The sequence below is a fragment of the Amycolatopsis sp. NPDC031561 genome (genome assembly GCF_055580625.1).
On record NZ_JBVILA010000016.1, the window covers coordinates 75,669 to 92,102 of the forward strand.

Here is a 16,434-nt window from a genome sequence, read left to right on the forward strand (position 1 = left end):
GGGGGGGGGGTGTTGCTTGGGGGGGGGGGGGGGGGGGGGGGGGGATTTCAACCTTCCCTTTTCCCACACACCTCCACGTCTCCGTCACGACCGGACCGGTCACGCGGGACTGTGTGGATTTCTGGTCATCCAACGCACCAAAATCCACACAGTCGGCGTCATCGGACGGACGTCACGCAGCCACTGACCCGCACCACGCCCCGGTCCGGTCGGCAAGTGTCATGAAAGGGGCTTTCAGGACGAAAAACGTCCTGAAAGCCCCTTTCATGACACTCCGGAGAGGTCGCTTACGAGAGGACGCCGTCCAGCAGCCGTACCCGCCGGTCCGCGATCCGGTGCACGTCGTCGTCGTGCGTCGCCACGATGACCGCGGCGCCCTCTTCCGCGCAGCGTCGCAGCAACCTCAGCACCCGCGGCGTGCTCCCGGCGTCCAGGTGCGCGGTCGGTTCGTCGGTGAGCAGGACCCGTGGCCGCCCGCTGACGGCCCTGGCGAGCGCCACCCGCTGCTGCTGCCCGAAGGAGACCTCGAGGGGATAGCGGTCGCCGAGGTCACCGATCCCGAGTTCTTCCAGCAGTTCCGAAACCCGCGCGTGGATGTCCTTCGCGCTGGGTTTGGGAATGTCGGACCGGAGACGCAACGGCAGCGCCACGTTCTCCGCGATCGTCAGTTCGTTCGCGAGACCGAGCGCCTGGGGCAGGACGGCGCAGGTGTGCCACGGCGGCGCGCCCGCTATCGGGACGCCGTCCAGCAGGACGCTGCCGGAGTCCGGCGAGTCGAAGCCGCACAGCAGGGCCAGCAGTGCGCTCTTGCCGGAACCGGACCGGCCGGAAACGGTGACCAGTTCGCCCGGGGCCACCCGCAGTTCGAGTCCGCGCAGGACTTCGACGTCCCCGCTGGGATGGGGGAACCGGCGGCGCAACCCGACGGCCTCGAGGGCGGGTTCCGCCATCACGGCACGACCTCCCGTTCTTCGACAGCTTCGAGGCTGCCTTTGTGCATCCGCGCGACACGGCTGCCGAGTTCGATGAGCCGGTCGTCGTGCGAAGCGACGATCACGGCGAAATCCTGGTCTGCCAAGTACTTCAGCGTGTCGAGTACCAGGTCGGCCGATCCTTCGTCCAGCTGCGACGTCGGCTCGTCGGCGAGGACGACGGTCGAGCGGCGCGCCAGGGTGCAGCCGAACGCGAGGCGCTGCTGCTGCCCGCCGGACAGCGCGGAGATCTGCCAGGCGCCGGTGCCGCCGAGTCCCAGTTGTTCGAGGATGTCGTCGGGCAGGCATTCCGTTCCGGCCGATTCCGCCGCCGCGCGGAGATTGTCGGCGACGCTCAGATACGCGAGCAGGTTGTCGGTCGGGTTCTGGAACACCAGGCCGAGGTGGTTGCGCCGCAGCGCCCGCCGCTCGCGATGCCGCAGCGTGGCGGTTTCGGTTCCCTGGAAGGAGATCGTGCCCCGCACAGGCTGTTCGAACAGGCCGAGTGTCCGCAGCAGGGTGGATTTGCCGGAACCGGACGGCCCGGCCAGCACGGTGATCCCGCGTGCGGGGATGTCGATGGTGACGTCGTCGACACCGGTGACGGTGCCCGCGGGCGTCTGGTAGTCGACGCCGATCCCGCGAAGCCGGAAGATCGGTTTCTCAGGCACGAATCAGCTCCGCGGTCCGGGCGGTGCGCACCGAGCGCATCGCGATCCAGCCTGCCAGCGCCACGACGAGCACGCCGACGGCCAGCACGGTCAGGGCCATCGGGGTCGGGTTGGGCAGTGCCGACCGCGGGGCGAGGAAGGTCGCCGGGTCGAAGCGCGGCACCGAAAGTCCCGCGACCGAAATCCCGCAGGCGACGCCGATGACCACCGCGAGCCCGCTGAGCGCGCCCAGTTCCATCAGGTGACTCGCCAGCAGGGCGCGCGGTCGCATGCCCATCCGCAGGACCAGCGCCCCGGCCAGCGCGTTCTGGCGTCGGCGGACTTCGACCGCGACCAGCAGCGACAGCACCGCCACCACCCCGAGCACGGCGCCGAGCAGGGCCATGAACGAGAACGTCCAGGACACGACGTAGAACGGAAGCGCGTCGAGGGCGGAGTCACGGGTGACGCGGTTGACCGCCGTGGCCACTCCCACGGAGATCAACGCCTCGGTCACCTGCGTCATCGACGAGCCGGACAACAGGCTCCACTTGGGCACGGCGCGCAGTTGCGCGGCGCTGAGTGACTCCCGGGAGATCACGTACCCGGCCTTGGTGCCGATGATCGGGAACATCGGCAGCTCGCCGATCGTCCTGGCGTCCGGGAGACCGGCTCCCAGCCGGGGTTTCTGGGCGGCGTCGCTCCCGACCCGGATCGCCGGGACACCGTTGCCGGTACCCGACAGGCCGCCGAGCAACCGGTCGACCTCGGCACCGTCGAGCGGGCCGAGGGTGGCGGCGCGCCGGAAGGTCTGCGGATCCACGACCAGCACGACGTTGCCCGTGCCGGTGAGCTCGCCGACGATCGTGGTGCTGCCGCTGATCTCGGCGGGCAGCGGGATCTGGCCGGTGCCGATGACGCTTTCGGTGTCCACCCGGGTCTCGGCGCCGACGAAGATCGCCGACTTGGTGTGCAGCGCCTCCTCCTGCCCGCGCGCGATCCCGATCCCGGTCGCCAGGGTGCCGATGGCCAGCGTGCCGATCACGAGGACACCGGTGACCGGCGCGCGAGCGCTGGCGAGCCGCCGGATCGCCAGCTGCAGCGCGGGCCGGGACCACAGCCGCGCGCGATGTGAAGCGAGCAGCGCGAGCCAGGCCAGCCGTGCTGCCAGGAGGCCGACGGTGAGCACGACGAACACCGGATAGGTGAGCGCGAGCGGGTCGACCTGGGGGAGCGGGTTCCCGATCCGGGATCCCTTGCTGTAGTCGACGAGCCGGGTCCAGCCGAGCAGGGCGACGCCGGCGGTGAGCAGTTCCCACGGGAAGATCGCCAGCAGCTTCATGCCCTTGCGGCGTCCGGACCTGACCCGGCCGAGTTCGAACTCCCGATGCGTGCGGAAGGCGATCACCCCGGCCAGCAGCGCGAGCGAAACCAGCAGGATCACGGCCGCCACGAGCGACCCTCTCAGCAGCGCCCCCTCGTCGATTTCCCCTGGTGGTCCGTAAACCCCGAGCAACAGCCGGGCGAGCAGCGCGCCCGCCACACCACCGGCCACGATGGGAAGTCCCAGTTCGGCGACCGCGAGCATCCCCAGCGCCCCTGGCGCGCTGCCGCGGGCGGCCAGCAGCCGCAGCTGCGGGTGACGGCGCTGGTGCCACTGCAACGCGACGGTGCCGATACCGGCGCAGCCGACCAGGATGCTGATGGCCGCGAGCGGCAGGATCGAGACCAGGACATTCGATTCGGCCTGGTTGCTGATTTCCACGGAGCGCTCGAACGGCAGCGAACCGGTGATCGCGTCACCGAGGCCGCGGGCGCCCAGGTCCGCCTTGACGTCGGCGATGAGCGCCTTCGAGCGTTCGAGCCGGTCCTCTGCCTCGCTCACGGTCTTGGGCGGAGCCTCGTAGAACGACAGGTGCAGCGACTTGATCGCCGGAAGGCCCAGCGTGCGGACGGCGTCGTCGAACGTCTTGCCGTCGGTGGCGAACATGACCGAGTCGAGCGGGTCGTTGGCGAGCCTGCTGACCACCGCGTTCCGTTGCTGCGAGCACCACCAGCGCGGTGCCGGGTCGGCGAGGTCGCGGTACAGCCCGGTGACCGGAGGGAGCTGGGCGCCTTGGAAGCTCGGGGTGGTCCCGGCTTTGATCCCTTCCGCCTTGGCCACGACGGTGCCGAGCAGGAGCCCGGCGCCCGCAGATCCGTTCGTCACGTCGAGGTGACCCTGAACCGCCTGGTCCCGGTGGGCGAGGGTGACCTTGTAGTTGGAATCACCGTTGAACTCGGTGCCGACGAGAACGGTCGTGTAGCGGGAGGTGACCGGCGCGGTGAAACCGTGCGCCGGAGCCTGGCGGCGGATCGAGTCGATGATCTGCGGGGCAGCCGCGGCAGGGACGTTGTCCTTGCTGAAAACAGGTCCGTAGTAATCCGGGCAGGCGATGCCGGACTGGTACGCGACCGCCGCCCCGCCCGCGGCGGAAGCCTGCAGGACGGCGGCGGTACCGAGGAAACAGGCCAGTAAGGCGGTCACCGCGGCGATGATCAAAGTCAAGGGGCTGGTCAATGCCGCCCGCGGAGCCGCTCGCCACGGCATCGTCACCTTGGGCCCGCCGGGAGCCCCCCACCTCACCCGCATGGATACGCACGCTACCGGTCGGGGAGGCCCGGCGACAGAAAGAAATCACCCTTTGTTGTCGACGTGAAGTAAATCCTTGGTCCATTGTGGTGACGCGGGTGCCCGGCTACTGACTGTCTGTCACGAGTTGCTCGATCGAGGCCGCTTCGCCGATCGCGATCTCCTCGGAGAACGCGGTTTCTCCGAGAGCCTCGACGATGACTCCGGTGATCCTGTCGACGTCGCCGCGTTCGGCCTTCGGCAGGGGAGCACCCGCCGATTCCCGGGAGGCCGCGGCGGCGCCCAGCAAGCGTGCGGCACGGCGATGCGAACCGGCGGCCGCTTCCGCGCCGGCAAGGCCTTCGAGACCGAGGGCGATCGCGCGAGGATCGCCGCTGGGGCGAGCGACGGCCAGGCCGTCCAATTGGAGCTTCTTCGCCTTCACGGCGTCTCCGCGTTGCTCGGCGATGAACCCGAGCTCGGCGAGGATCAGGGTGCTGCCCGCTTCGGACTCCACCCGGCGATGCCAGTCCAAAATGGACAGCAGCCGCCGCTCGGCCTCGTCGAACAGCCCTTGGCGTCGCGCGCCGAGCGCGAGCCCTGTCTCGGCGTAGACCTCGCCCGGGGTGAAGCTGTGTTCGATGGCCAGCGCTTTGGCCCGCTCGTGGAAGTCCTGGGCCTCCTGGAAGTCTCCGGTGAGCAGCGCCGTCCGGCCGAGCCAGGACAGTTTGTAGGCGACCTCCGGCCACAGCTCCAGCTCCTCCGCGCGGCGAAGGCTCTCCCGATGGACGCGAGCGGAGTGGTCGTAGTCTCCGGCGATCGAGGCCAACATGCCGAGGACGAACGATGCCTGAAGCCAGCCCCAGCGCTCGCCCAGCTCGTCGAAGACCCCGGCGCTCTGGGCGGCCATGCGGCCGCCGCCGGTGAGATCGCCCCCGGCGATCAGGTGGCCCGCCCTGTCGCTCAGCGCGGCCGCGGCACCCCAGTCGTCGCCGGCGTCACGGGCGGTTTCCAGCGCGCCGAGCGTGAGCTTCTCCGCCCGGCACAGGTCGCCGATCGTGGACCACGCGTACCCGAGGAACCACAGCGATCGGGCCCGCGCGACCGGATCGACGATGCCCCACACGGCCTCCTCCTCCGCACCCTCGGTGCAGGTGCCGTCGAGCACGGCGATGCCGGTGCGCCAGCCGAGCGCCCGCGCGTGTTCGTCGCCGGTGGCGCAATCCGGGGCGAGCACGAGGTCCAACGAGCGCCGGGCCTCGGTCAGCCTGCCGCGGAGGAACCAGAACCACGTCGTCGCGTTCACCAGCCGCGACGCGAGCCGGTGTTCGCCTTGTCGCAACAGGGTTTCCAGTGCGCGGCGGGTGTTGGCGCCTTCGGTGTCGAGCCTGTCTAGCCAGCGCCGCTGTTCCTTGCCGCGCAATCCCGCGTCGCCGCGTTCGGCCAGTTCGACGTGGAAACGGGCATGCCGCAGATACAGGTCGTCGAGTTCGCCCGCCTGCCCGGCGTGTTCCAGCGCGTACGCCGAGACGGACTCCAGCAGGCGGAACCGTGGTTCGCCCGACCTGCCCGGCCTGCTGACCACCAGAGACCGGTCGACGAGCCGGGACAGCAGGTCCAGGACCTCGGCGGAGGCGATCTCGCCGCCCGCGCAAACCGATTCAGCCGCGTCGAGACCGCAGCCTTCGGCATGGACGGCGAGCCTGCGCAGCACGATCTGTTCGGGCTCGCTCAGCAGGCTCCAGCTCCAGTCGATCATCGCGCGGAGGGTCTGCTGGCGGCGTGGTCCGCCCCGCCTGCCCGAGGACAGCAGGCCGAACCGGTCGTCGAGGCGGGCGAGGAGTTCGTGCACGCCGAGCGTCCGGACCCGGGTGGCGGCGAGTTCGAGTGCCAGCGGGATCCCGTCGAGCGTGCGGCAGATCCGGGCGACGACGGCCGCGTTCTCCGCGTCGAGCGCGAAACCCGGGGCGGCGGCCGTTGCCCGGGCGGTGAACAGCCGGACGGCACTCGATTCCCGCACGGTGGCGAAATCGGCCTGCTCGGGCAGTTCGAGCGGCGGGACCGCCCAGACGGTCTCCCCGGGCAGACCGAGCGGCTCTTGACTGGTCGCGAGCACGCGCAGCCGGGGCGCCGCCGCCAGCAGCCTCTCCACCAGCGCCGCGACCGGTTCGACGACCTGTTCGCAGTTGTCCAGGACGAGCAGGATCTCCTTGTCGCGCAACGCATCGGCCAGCGAGTGCGTCAGCGTCTTCGCGGAAGTGGCCTCCTCCCGGACGTCCAGCACGGCCGTCAGGACGACGGCGACCAGGTCTTCCGGCGGGCACGTGGGGCACTCGACGTTGTCCAGGCCCGCCAGTTCGACCAGCCAGGTGCCGTCGGCCATCGCCAGTTTCGACGCGGCCTCGATGGCGAGCCTGGTCTTGCCCACCCCTCCCGGACCGGTGAGGGTGACCAGCCGTGAGTCGGTGACGAGCGCTCCGACCTCCTTGACCGCCGTCGTGCGGCCGACCAGTTCGGTCAGTGCCTCCGGCAGGTTCCCGCGCACCGGTGCGGGGGCACGGACGGGTTCGAGGTCGGGGCTCCGGGTGAGGATCGCTTGGTGCAGGGCCGCGAGATCGGGTCCCGGTTCGAGGCCGGACTCGTCACGCAGACGGGTGCGCAGCTCTGCATAGGTTTCGAGCGCCTCACTGTGCCGCCCGGCCGTGTACAACGCGCGCATCAGCAGGCCGCGGAGCCGTTCCCGGAACGGATGCCGCGAGACCAGACCGGCCAGTTCCCCGGTGAGGACCCCGTGCTCGCCGAGCGCCAGCCGGGCTTCGGCTCGCTCCTCCTCGGCGAGCAGCCGTTCCTCCTCGAGCCGCTGTGCCGCGGCCACGGCGAACGTTTCGTCCTCGAACCCGGCATACGCGGGCCCGCGCCACAACGCCAGCGCGTCCGCCAGCAGTGCGGCCCGGGCGCGTGGATCGACGGCCTCGCGGGCCCGGGCGGTGAGCGCGCGGAACCGGTGGACGTCCAGGCCTCCGGGTTCGACGGCGAGGACGTATCCGGCAGGTTGATGCGTCACGATCTCCCGAGCGCCCGGCTCGGCTTTGTCGAGGGTGCGGCGCAGCTGGGAGACCTTGGTCTGCAGGGTGTTGCCGGGGTTGCCCGGCGGATGCTCACCCCAGAGATCGTCGGTCAGCGACGACACCGACGACGCCCTGCCCTCCCTGCTCAGCAGTCCCGCGAGCAGGAGGCGGACCTTCGCCTCGGGCACGACGACGGGCTCGCCGGCGGTCGTCCACACGGCGAGCGGTCCCAGCACTCCGAAACGCACGAAACCGACGTTAGCGCGGACCACCGACAATCTCGTGCGGGAGGCCGTGCGCGAACCCGCAGCGATCCGTGCGCGGGCGGCGTCACGGTGGTCCCATGACCGAACACGGCAAGACCCCGGTGACGGTACTGGGGCTGGGCGCGATGGGAACCGCGCTCGTAGAGGCACTGCTGGCCGCAGGGCATCCGGTCACCGCGTGGAACCGGACCGCGAGCCGCGCCGAGGGCGTGGCGGCGAAGGGAGCCACTGTCGCTTCGACGGCGTCCGAGGCTCTCGCGGCGAACAAGGTCGTGATCGCCTGCCTGCTCGACTACGACTCGGTGCACGAGGTCCTGGACCCGGTCGCGGCCGGGCTCGAAGGACGGCAGCTGATCAACCTGACCAACGGCACCCCCGGCCAAGCGCGCGAGATGAGCGCGTGGGCCGGAGAACTGGGCGCGGACTACCTGGACGGCGGGATCATGGCCGTCCCGCCGATGATCGGCTCGCCGCAGGCGTTCATCTTCTACAGCGGCTCGGGCACCGTCTTCGGCCGGGCCCGCACCGCGCTCGACACCTTCGGCGGCACCAACTACCTCGGGGCCGATCCCGGACTGGCGCCGCTGTACGACATCGCGCTCCTCAGCGGGATGTACGGGCACTTCATCGGCGTCATCCAGGCCTTCACCCTCGTCGGCTCCACCGGAGCCAAAGCGAGGGAGTTCGCTCCGCTGCTGCGCGGCTGGATGGACGCGATGAGCGGCTTCCTGGAGCGCGCGGCCGAGCAGATCGACGACGGTGACTACGTGACCGGCGTCGTGTCGAACCTCGCGATGCAGGCCGCGGCCTTCCCGAACCTGGCGAAGGCCGCCGAAGAACAGGGTGTCAGCGCCGAGTTGCTCGCGCCGCTACAGCCCTTGATGGACAAACGGGTCGCGGCAGGACACGGCGCCGAAGACCTGATCGGCATCATCGAACTCCTGAAAAAGTAAGGAAAGAACAGTGATCACACTGATCGGGCTCGGCCCGATGGGACAGGCCATGGTCCGGGTGCTGCTGGAGAACGGCCACGGCGTGACGGTCTGGAACCGCACCGCCGCCCGCGCGGACGGCGTCGTCGCCGCGGGTGCGGTGCGCGCCGAGACACCGGCGGACGCGGTGTCGGCGTCGGAGCTGGTGCTGCTGAGCCTCACCGACTACGCGGCAATGTACGACATCCTCGACAAGGCGGAGGAAGCGTTGGCGGGCAAGGTGATCGTCAACCTCAGCTCGGACACCCCGGAAAAGACCCGCGAAGCCGCCGACTGGGTCAAGGCCCGCGGCGGGCAGTTCCTCGCGGGTGGCCTGATGGTCCCGGCGCCGTTGGTGGGCAAGGAGGAGGCCTACGTCTTCTACAGCGGTCCGGCCGAGGTGTTCGAGAAGTACCGCGAGACCCTGGCGCTCATCGGGCGAGCGGACTTCCTCGGCGAGGACGTCCGGCTGGCGCAGCTTTTCTACCAGGCACAGCTGGACATCTTCCTGAACTCGCTCTCGGTGTTCATGCACGCGAGCGCGCTGGTCCGTTCTGCCGGGACGTCCGTGGAGAAGTTCGTCCCGTACGCCAAGGACCTGTTCGCGACGATGGACTTCTACCTGGACGCCGCGGCCGAGCAGATCGAGAAGGGCGACCACCCCGGCGACGAGGCCGACGTGACCATGATGGGCGCGACCGCCGACCACATCGTGCAGGCGAGCCGGGACGCGGGGATCGACGTCCTCCTGCCGGAGGCGGTCAAGTCGCACTACGACCGGGCGATCGCCGCGGGACACGGGCGCAGCTCGTGGACCAGCCTGTTCGAAGTCATCAAGGAAGGCTGACCCGGCTGATGGTCCGTGAAGGCCTCCTTCCCTACCCTGAAAGTAGGGAAGGAGGCCTTCACGGACCGACGCCCAGCACTTCCAGGAACGCCTTCGCCGCCGGAGTGACCGTGAAGCGGTTCCAGACCAGATGCTCGATCCGCGCGGGCGCGTCCGTCACCGGCACGGTGACCACACCGCTCAGGTTCGGCACGTACTTCGACGGCAGCAACGCCACTCCCAGCCCTTGATGGATGAGCCGCGCCATGAAGTCGGCGGCCGTCACCTCGAAGGCCACCTCACGGGTCACCCCGGCCGCGGCGAAGGCCTGATCCGTCTGGGCCCGCCCCGCCGATCCGGCGGGGAAGTCGGCGAACACTTCGGACGAGAGCCGCTTCAAGTCCACTTCGGACTCGGCGGCGAGCGGATGACCGGGTGCCACCACGGCGACCAGGTCGTCACGCCCCAGTTCACAGGTACCCACGCCCTCCGGACGGTCCGACACCGGAAGCCCGAGGAACGCGACCTCGATCGCGCCGTCCTTGATCTGCTGCACCAGGTGGCCGCTCGCGCCGACCCGCAGTCCGATCCGGACTTGCGGATACCGCCGGTGGAACGTCTGCAGCGCGGCGGGGACGTCGACCGCCGCGACGGTCGGGATGACACCGACGGTCAGCCGTCCGCGAATCTCGCCGACGGCCGCGGCCACCTCCGAGCCCGCCCGTTCGGCGGCGTCGAGACATTGACGGGCGGCAGGCAGGAACGCCTCGCCCGCGGCCGTGAGCCGGACCCTGCGGCTCGTGCGCTCGAACAGCCGCGCGCCGAGCTCCCGCTCAAGCCGCGCGATCTGGTGACTCAGCGCCGACTGCACGACGAGGCATCGTTCCGCGGCGCGCGTGAAGCTGTTCGTCTCCGCCACCGCCACGACGTACCGCATCTGCTGAAGCTCCATGGATCTATCTTGAATTAAGATGGATCAGGTGACAAACATGTGTTGGACTCATTGATCGGCAGCGCCGAAGCTGAGAAGCGTGAAAACGCTGACGACCACACCGCGCACCGCCGGGCTAGCCGGCACCGCGCTGACCGCCTTCGCCCCGATGGTCTGGGGTACGACCTACGTCGTCACCACCGAACTGCTCCCGCCGGGACACCCGCTGTTCGCCGGGCTCATGCGCGCCCTTCCCGCGGGCCTGATCGCGCTGGCCATCACCCGCACCCTCCCGCGTGGCGGCTGGTGGCTGAAGGCCGCAACGCTCGGCATCCTCAACATCGGGCTGTTCTTCCCCCTGCTCTTCGTCGCCGCGGAACGGCTGCCCGGCGGAGTCGCGGCCACCCTCGGTGCCGCCCAGCCGCTCCTCGTCGCGATCCTCGCCGTGGCCGTGCTGCGGCAGAGCCCGTCCGCGTGGCGGTTCGCCTGGGGAATCGTCGGGATGGTGGGCGTCGGGCTGGTCGTGATCGGACCGGCGGCGGGCTTCGACGTCATCGGGGTTCTGGCCGGACTCGGCGGCGCCGCGACCATGGCGCTCGGTGTCACCCTCACCAAACGGTGGGGACGTCCGGCGGACGTCGGGCCGACGGCGTTCGCCTCGTGGCAGCTCACCGCGGGCGGACTGTTCCTGGTACCGGTGACCTTCCTGTTCGAAGGCGCGCCCCCCGCCATCGACCTGAACGCGGCCCTCGGCTACCTCTGGCTCGGCCTGATCGGCGGTCTGCTCGCGTACGTCCTGTGGTTCCGCGGCATCACGTCCCTGCCGGTCACCTCGGTCGCCGTCCTCGGCCTGCTCTCGCCGATGGTCGCCGCACTGCTCGGCGCCGCGCTGCTCGGCCAGTCGCTCGGCTTCATCCAGCTCGTCGGTTTCGCACTCGCCCTGGCCTCGATCGTCGCGGGCCAGATCACCCCGAAGACCAAGCAGGAAGGCGTCGTCCGATGAAGATCGCCGTTGTCGGAGCGTCGGGCATGACCGGCTCCCGTGTCGTCACCGAGGCCGTCGCCCGAGGGCACCATGTCACCGCCGTCTTCCGCGGTAACCCGGTGGGATCCCCGCACCCGGATGTCGAGGTCGTGCGAGGCGACGCCACCGACGTCGACCACATGACCGCGGTCCTCGCCGGAGCCGACGCCATCGTGGGCGCCACGAGACCCGCGCCCGGCGCGGAAGACACTGTCGCGGCCACCATCACGGCCCTGCTCGACGCAGCGGCGGGTACGCGTGTCCTGGTCGTCGGCGGTGCCGGACCGCTGCGCTCGCCTTCCGGCGGTCTCGTCATCGACGACCCGGCGTTCGTGCCGGTGGCCTGGCGGACCATCGCCTCGGCGAGCACGGCGCAGCTCGAAGCCTGCGAAGCGCACGCGGGGGATTGGGTCTACCTCAGCCCGCCCGCGATGCTGGAGCCCGGGATCCGGACCGGGGGCTACCGGCGAGGAGCGACCACCATCCTCACCGCGGCTGACGGCTCGTCCCGGATCTCGGCGGAGGATTTCGCCATCGCGATCGTGGACGAACTCGAGAATCCGGGCCAGGACCGGCATTTCACCGTCGGATATTGAACTCGTACCGGACGCCGGTGAGGTTCTCGGAGACCTCCCAGAGCAGCCGGGCGGTGCGGAGGTCGGTGGCGTTCGGGGTCGGCCGCAGCAGGACCGGGTCCCCGAACATCCCGGTGCGGCCGCCCGGCCCGAAGAACTGGCCGCCCTCGACCTCCGGCGCGGTCGCCGCGTGCACCTGGCTCCGCGCGCCCTTCTCCGCCGGTTGCGCGACCAGCGCGTTGCCGATCCGCAGCAGCAGCCCGCCGATCCCGGCGGCGCCGGAGGACGGCAGGTTCGTCGACGCGAAGCCGGGATGTGCCAGCACACTCGCCACGGGCACCCCGGCCACGCGAAGGCGGCGGTCCAGCTCGAGTCCGAAAAGGACGTTGGCGAGCTTGGACTGCCGGTAGGCCGTGAGCGGCCGGTACGATCGCTCGCCGCCGAGATCGTCGAAGTCGATTCCGCCCTGGCGGTAGGCCTCGGAGCTGATCGTCACCACCCGGGCGCCGACACCACGCCGCAGCAAGGGAAGCAGCCGTCCGGTCAGCGCGAAATGCCCGAGGTGGTTGACCCCGAACTGTGCCTCGAAGCCCTGCGCGGTGAGCGAACGCGGCGGCATCCCGATCCCGGCGTTGTTGACCAGCAGGTCGATCGGCGCCGCCCGCCGGGTGATCGTGTCGGCGAACTCGCGCACGGACTCGAGGTCCGCGAGGTCCAACCGCAGCACCTCGAGCTCACCGGTGGCCTCGCCGCGCAGGCGATCGCGAGCCGCCGAGCCCCTGCGCTCGTCACGCGAAGCCATGACGACGGACGCCCCACGCGCCGCCAGCGCCCGGCAGGTCTCGTACCCGAGCCCGCTGTTGGCGCCCGTGACGATCGCTGTCCGGCCGGTCAGCGGCGCCACAGCAGCTCCGGCGGGTCGCCGGGGGAGGGCGTCTCCGGACTCCGTTCGGCCTCGATCTGGATCTCGATGTTCGTCTTGTGCGCGATCGGGTCCCAGATCTCCTCGATCGGCGCCAGCAAGGACTGGCTCACGCCGCATCGGCGGGCACGCACGGCGTACCACGCGAACCCGGCCAGGAAGAGCGGAAGGCTGAGAAACGCGGCCACAGGGGCCAGGAACTCCATGCACCGGACGATACAGTAACATCGTGTTTCTAGAAACGTACTGTTACTGAAAGTGGGACGATGACCAGGCTGACGCGGGCTGAGCAGCAGCAACGCACGCACGGACACTTGCTGGAAGCCGGGCGAGAGGTCTTCCTGCGGCGTGGCTTCCTGGCGGCGACGGTCGAGGAGATCGCGGCCGACGCCGGTTACACCCGCGGCGCCGTCTACAAGCATTTCGGTGGCAAGGAAGGGCTGTGGCTGGCGATCATCGAAGCCGGCGCCGAAGGTCATCTCCAGGGATTGCGGGAAGCTCTCGCCGGCGCCACCACGCGCGACGAGGTGATCGCCGCACTGAACCCCGTCGACGTGGCGGACAAGGACGCGGCGAAATGGAGCGCGGCGGCCGCGGAAGTGCTCGCCGCGACGGCGCAGCAACCGGAAACCGCCGCCCTGATCGCCACCATCCAGCGGCGTCACGACGACGAGGTGGTCGCCCTCCTGACCGAGCACTCCCGCCGCCTGCGACTCGATCCCGCGATGCCGTTGGACCAGGCCGTCGTCATGCTGGGCGCACTGGGGATCGGCCTCGCTCTGCGCCAGACCGTCGCCCCGGCTGCCGACCCCGGCGCGATCCTCGCCCACGTGCTGGGCACATTGTTCCGGTCCGAGGCAACGTGACGGACAGTCCGGACGTACTCCCGATGACGACCTGGGAGGGTTCGATGCGGCCGTATCCGTTGCAAGAGGGCGAAGAAGTGCTGTGGACAGGGCAGTCGCAGCGCCCGCGAAAGTGGTTTCCCGAGTACACGGTGATGATCATCGCCATCGGGATGGTCGCCGTCCTGGTCACCTTCGGGTATCTGGGCTCGGCGTTGCCCGTCTACGCCGGTCTGGTGTCGGCTTTCGGTATCTTTCTCTTTCAGCGCATCAACGACCGTCGAGCACGAGACCGCGCGCTGTCCTACCTGGTCACCACTGAACGGATCATCTTCGTCGCGAGCTGGCCCAACGGCACCGAGTTCCGCTGGGTCTGGCTGCGTCACGTCCAGCTGTCGCCGAAGGTCAAAGCCGAGCAAGCGGGCGTCGGCACGATCACGTTCGGCGGCGTGTGGAGCCATCATCAGCTCCGCGAGAACGAACTCCGCGGTGCGTGGGCGACGCCGGTGCTGGAGTTGCGGGCCGTCGCCGACGCCGCGAATGTGGCGAATCTGATCTTTCAGGCACAGCACCGGGCCGCCGGGAGCGCCTACACTCGGGCGCCGTGATCGATTCCTTCACCACCGCCGACCTCGTCGACGAACACGGCGACCGGCTGCGCGTCTGCGACACCCAGTTCCGCCAGTTCGGCGGCCACCGGAGGTTCTCCGGCCCGATCCGGACCGTCTCCTGTCACGAGGACAACGGTCTGGTCAAGAAGCTGCTGAACACCCCCGGTGAGGGCAGCGTCCTGGTCGTCGACGGCGGCGGCTCCCTGCACAGCGCGCTCACCGGCGACATGATCGCGAAATCCGCCGTGGACAACGGCTGGGCGGGCGTGGTCGTCAACGGCGCGGTCCGCGACAGCGCCGAACTCGCCGGACTCCCGCTCGGTGTGAAGGCACTCGGCACCAACCCGCGCAAGAGTTCCAAGGCGGGCGTCGGCGCCGTCGACGTCCCTGTCGGTTTCGGGGGAGTGACCTTCACTCCCGGCGACACGCTCTACTCCGACGACGACGGCGTCGTGATCCTTCCCGCTTGAAGCAGGCTCAGATGACGATGACCCGGCGCCCGCGGCTGTGACCGGCATGGCTGTCGACATGCGCGGCGGCGGCGTCGGCGAGCGTGTACGACTTCTCGACCGGGATATGGAGCTTGCCCCGTGAAATGAGGTCCGAGGCCTCGGCGAGCGCGTCCGGCACGCTGCCCGCGACGCCGGAGAACCGGACACCGAACTCCGGTGCGCCGAGATCGGCGATGGAGAGCACCTTCAGTGGATCCCCGGTGAGTTCGACGAGTTCGCGGATCACGCCCGATCCCGCGAGGTCGAGAGCCGCGTCGACTTGGCCGAGCTCTCGCACCCGTCCTACCCATCCCTCGCCGTACGTCGTGGCGATGGCGCCCAGGCCGCGCAGATAGTCCTGATTCGACGCCCCGGCCGTGCCGATCACCGTGATGCCGCGTTCGCGGGCGATCTGCACTACAGCCGATCCGACCCCGCCGGACGCACCGCTGACCAGCAGCGTCTCCCCGGGCCGCACTCCCGCTTCGCGGATGAGGCGCAGCGCGGTCTCCACCACGGAGGGATATCCGGCCGCCTCTTCGAACGTCAGGCCCTCGGGCATCCTGGCCCAGACCGTCATCACGGCGAACTCGGCATAGGTGCTCAAGCCCTCGCCGAACACCCGGTCGCCGACCTCGACATCCGTGACCTCCTCGCCGACCTCGTCGACCACTCCAGCGGCGTCCAGCCCGACCCCGGACGGCAGCGTTGTCGGATGAGCGCCCAGGACCTGGCCCTCGCGAACCCTCCAGTCGAAGGGGTTCACGCCCGCCGCCCGCACCGCGATGCGTACCTGGCCGGGACCTGCGTGCGGGTCCTCGGCGTCGACGAGCTGCAGGACTTCCGGACCACCGAACTCGGTGAAGATCACTTTCTTCATGAGATCGACCGTAGCACTAACCGTTAGTGTTTTGGAACTGTTGGTGTTTTGTATCTGATAGCGTTGCAGCATGACCGAGATTCCCGGGCGTCGTGAGCGCAAGAAGGCCGCGACCCGGCAGAAGATCGCCGACACCGCCCTGCGGCTCTTCCTGGAGCGCGGATACGACGCGGTGGGCATCCGCGAGGTGGCCGCGGAGGCCGACGTCGCCGTCACCACGCTCTTCTCCCACTTCGCCTCGAAAGAGGCTTTGGTGTTCGAGCGGGACGCGAATTTCGAGCACAGCCTCGCGCGGGCGGTCACCGGCCGCGCCCCGCACGAGCCGCTCATTCCCGCACTGCGCCGCGAGATCCACGCGATGGTGCGGCATTGCACGGCGGACGGTGCCGCGCCGATCTGGCGCATGATCGACGGATCGCCCGCGTTGCGGGAGTACGAGGAGTCGATGAGGCTGCGGCACGCGGAGTCGTTGGCGGCGGCGATCGCGGCCGATCCCGACCTCGCGCATTCCGCGACGGCTTGCCGGACGATCGCGCGGTTCGTGGTCGACGCCCATTCGCTCGGTCGCGAGGCGGCCGATCCGGAAGCCGCGGTGGACGAGATCTTCCGCATGATCGAGGCGGCCTGGAAGGTTGTCAGTCCTTCGAGTCAACCGGCGGGCTGAGGTCGCGGTGGTCGTGATCCGTGTTTGCCGACCTGCCGGAATCTTCCCTGCTCGGCTGCCGGTCCCGGGTTCCGGCCGGAGCGCCGCCCGGTTCGGTGCCTGTCGCAGGTGTCTCGAAGGCCACCTTC

General features: G+C 69.9%; 16 protein-coding genes. 8 read left to right on the forward strand and 8 right to left on the reverse strand.

Features of this window, described 5'->3' with window-relative positions; all coding sequences use genetic code 11:
- Nucleotides 1–287: 287 nt before the first annotated feature.
- The 4 genes from ACZ5IK_RS27590 to ACZ5IK_RS27605 all read right to left on the reverse strand — a co-directional run bounded on the left by ACZ5IK_RS27590 (nucleotide 288) and on the right by ACZ5IK_RS27605 (nucleotide 7,548).
- A complete protein-coding gene (locus tag ACZ5IK_RS27590; protein WP_101607983.1) occupies nucleotides 288–950 on the reverse strand; it encodes an ABC transporter ATP-binding protein in 663 nt (220 codons plus the stop codon).
- Nucleotides 950–1,642 (reverse strand): ABC transporter ATP-binding protein, encoded by a 693-nt coding sequence (locus tag ACZ5IK_RS27595; protein ID WP_410601201.1) that lies wholly within the window; start codon nucleotides 1,640–1,642, stop codon nucleotides 950–952. Before ACZ5IK_RS27595 ends, ACZ5IK_RS27590 begins: the two co-directional genes overlap by 1 nt.
- Nucleotides 1,635–4,211: an ABC transporter permease gene (locus ACZ5IK_RS27600; RefSeq protein WP_465490456.1), complete on the reverse strand. Its 2,577-nt coding sequence runs from the start codon at nucleotides 4,209–4,211 to the stop codon at nucleotides 1,635–1,637. The genes ACZ5IK_RS27595 and ACZ5IK_RS27600 overlap by 8 nt, the downstream gene beginning before the upstream one ends.
- A gap of 148 nt (nucleotides 4,212–4,359) precedes the next feature.
- On the reverse strand, nucleotides 4,360–7,548 hold the full coding sequence (locus tag ACZ5IK_RS27605; protein ID WP_465490340.1) for an AfsR/SARP family transcriptional regulator: 3,189 nt from the start codon (nucleotides 7,546–7,548) through the stop codon (nucleotides 4,360–4,362).
- A gap of 95 nt (nucleotides 7,549–7,643) precedes the next feature.
- Here ACZ5IK_RS27605 and ACZ5IK_RS27610 point away from each other — a divergent pair, with 95 nt between their 5' ends.
- Nucleotides 7,644–8,519, forward strand: a complete 876-nt coding sequence (locus ACZ5IK_RS27610; RefSeq protein WP_465490341.1) for an NAD(P)-dependent oxidoreductase — start codon at nucleotides 7,644–7,646, stop codon at nucleotides 8,517–8,519.
- 10 nt (nucleotides 8,520–8,529) lie between these two features.
- Entirely contained in the window at nucleotides 8,530–9,384 is an 855-nt protein-coding gene (locus ACZ5IK_RS27615; protein WP_465490342.1) for an NAD(P)-dependent oxidoreductase, read from the forward strand.
- A gap of 58 nt (nucleotides 9,385–9,442) precedes the next feature.
- On the opposite strand, the gene ACZ5IK_RS27620 is transcribed toward ACZ5IK_RS27615, so the two are convergent.
- Nucleotides 9,443–10,315, reverse strand: coding sequence for a LysR family transcriptional regulator (locus ACZ5IK_RS27620; RefSeq protein ID WP_465490343.1), 873 nt, complete (start codon nucleotides 10,313–10,315; stop codon nucleotides 9,443–9,445).
- Between the two features lie 79 nt (nucleotides 10,316–10,394).
- Here ACZ5IK_RS27620 and ACZ5IK_RS27625 point away from each other — a divergent pair, with 79 nt between their 5' ends.
- Nucleotides 10,395–11,297: an EamA family transporter gene (locus ACZ5IK_RS27625; RefSeq protein WP_465490344.1), complete on the forward strand. Its 903-nt coding sequence runs from the start codon at nucleotides 10,395–10,397 to the stop codon at nucleotides 11,295–11,297.
- On the forward strand, nucleotides 11,294–11,914 hold the full coding sequence (locus tag ACZ5IK_RS27630; protein ID WP_465490345.1) for an NAD(P)-dependent oxidoreductase: 621 nt from the start codon (nucleotides 11,294–11,296) through the stop codon (nucleotides 11,912–11,914). The genes ACZ5IK_RS27625 and ACZ5IK_RS27630 overlap by 4 nt, the downstream gene beginning before the upstream one ends.
- On the opposite strand, the gene ACZ5IK_RS27635 is transcribed toward ACZ5IK_RS27630, so the two are convergent.
- Nucleotides 11,898–12,797 carry an oxidoreductase gene (locus tag ACZ5IK_RS27635; RefSeq protein ID WP_465490346.1) on the reverse strand — a complete coding sequence of 300 codons (900 nt, stop codon included), beginning with the start codon at nucleotides 12,795–12,797 and terminating at the stop codon, nucleotides 11,898–11,900. The two genes, ACZ5IK_RS27630 and ACZ5IK_RS27635, sit on opposite strands and share 17 nt — an antisense overlap.
- The gene (locus tag ACZ5IK_RS27640) at nucleotides 12,785–13,021 is read right to left on the reverse strand and encodes a hypothetical protein (RefSeq protein ID WP_184906577.1); all 237 of its coding nucleotides are present in this window, start codon (nucleotides 13,019–13,021) and stop codon (nucleotides 12,785–12,787) included. The genes ACZ5IK_RS27635 and ACZ5IK_RS27640 overlap by 13 nt, the downstream gene beginning before the upstream one ends.
- 60 nt (nucleotides 13,022–13,081) lie before the next feature.
- Here ACZ5IK_RS27640 and ACZ5IK_RS27645 point away from each other — a divergent pair, with 60 nt between their 5' ends.
- From ACZ5IK_RS27645 to rraA, 3 genes are read left to right on the forward strand one after another with little or no spacing between them, the layout of a single operon-like run.
- Nucleotides 13,082–13,681 carry a TetR/AcrR family transcriptional regulator gene (locus ACZ5IK_RS27645; protein WP_465490347.1) on the forward strand — a complete coding sequence of 200 codons (600 nt, stop codon included), beginning with the start codon at nucleotides 13,082–13,084 and terminating at the stop codon, nucleotides 13,679–13,681.
- Nucleotides 13,682–13,704: 23 nt separating this feature from the next.
- A complete protein-coding gene (locus tag ACZ5IK_RS27650) occupies nucleotides 13,705–14,268 on the forward strand; it encodes a hypothetical protein (RefSeq protein WP_465490348.1) in 564 nt (187 codons plus the stop codon).
- Entirely contained in the window at nucleotides 14,265–14,741 is a 477-nt protein-coding gene (rraA, locus tag ACZ5IK_RS27655) for a ribonuclease E activity regulator RraA (protein ID WP_465490349.1), read from the forward strand. The genes ACZ5IK_RS27650 and rraA overlap by 4 nt, the downstream gene beginning before the upstream one ends.
- A gap of 7 nt (nucleotides 14,742–14,748) precedes the next feature.
- On the opposite strand, the gene ACZ5IK_RS27660 is transcribed toward rraA, so the two are convergent.
- Complete coding sequence (locus ACZ5IK_RS27660; protein ID WP_465490350.1) at nucleotides 14,749–15,642, reverse strand: NADP-dependent oxidoreductase; 894 nt, start codon at nucleotides 15,640–15,642, stop codon at nucleotides 14,749–14,751.
- A 70-nt stretch (nucleotides 15,643–15,712) separates the two neighbouring features.
- Here ACZ5IK_RS27660 and ACZ5IK_RS27665 point away from each other — a divergent pair, with 70 nt between their 5' ends.
- A complete protein-coding gene (locus ACZ5IK_RS27665) occupies nucleotides 15,713–16,306 on the forward strand; it encodes a TetR/AcrR family transcriptional regulator (RefSeq protein ID WP_465490351.1) in 594 nt (197 codons plus the stop codon).
- Nucleotides 16,307–16,434 lie beyond the last annotated feature (128 nt).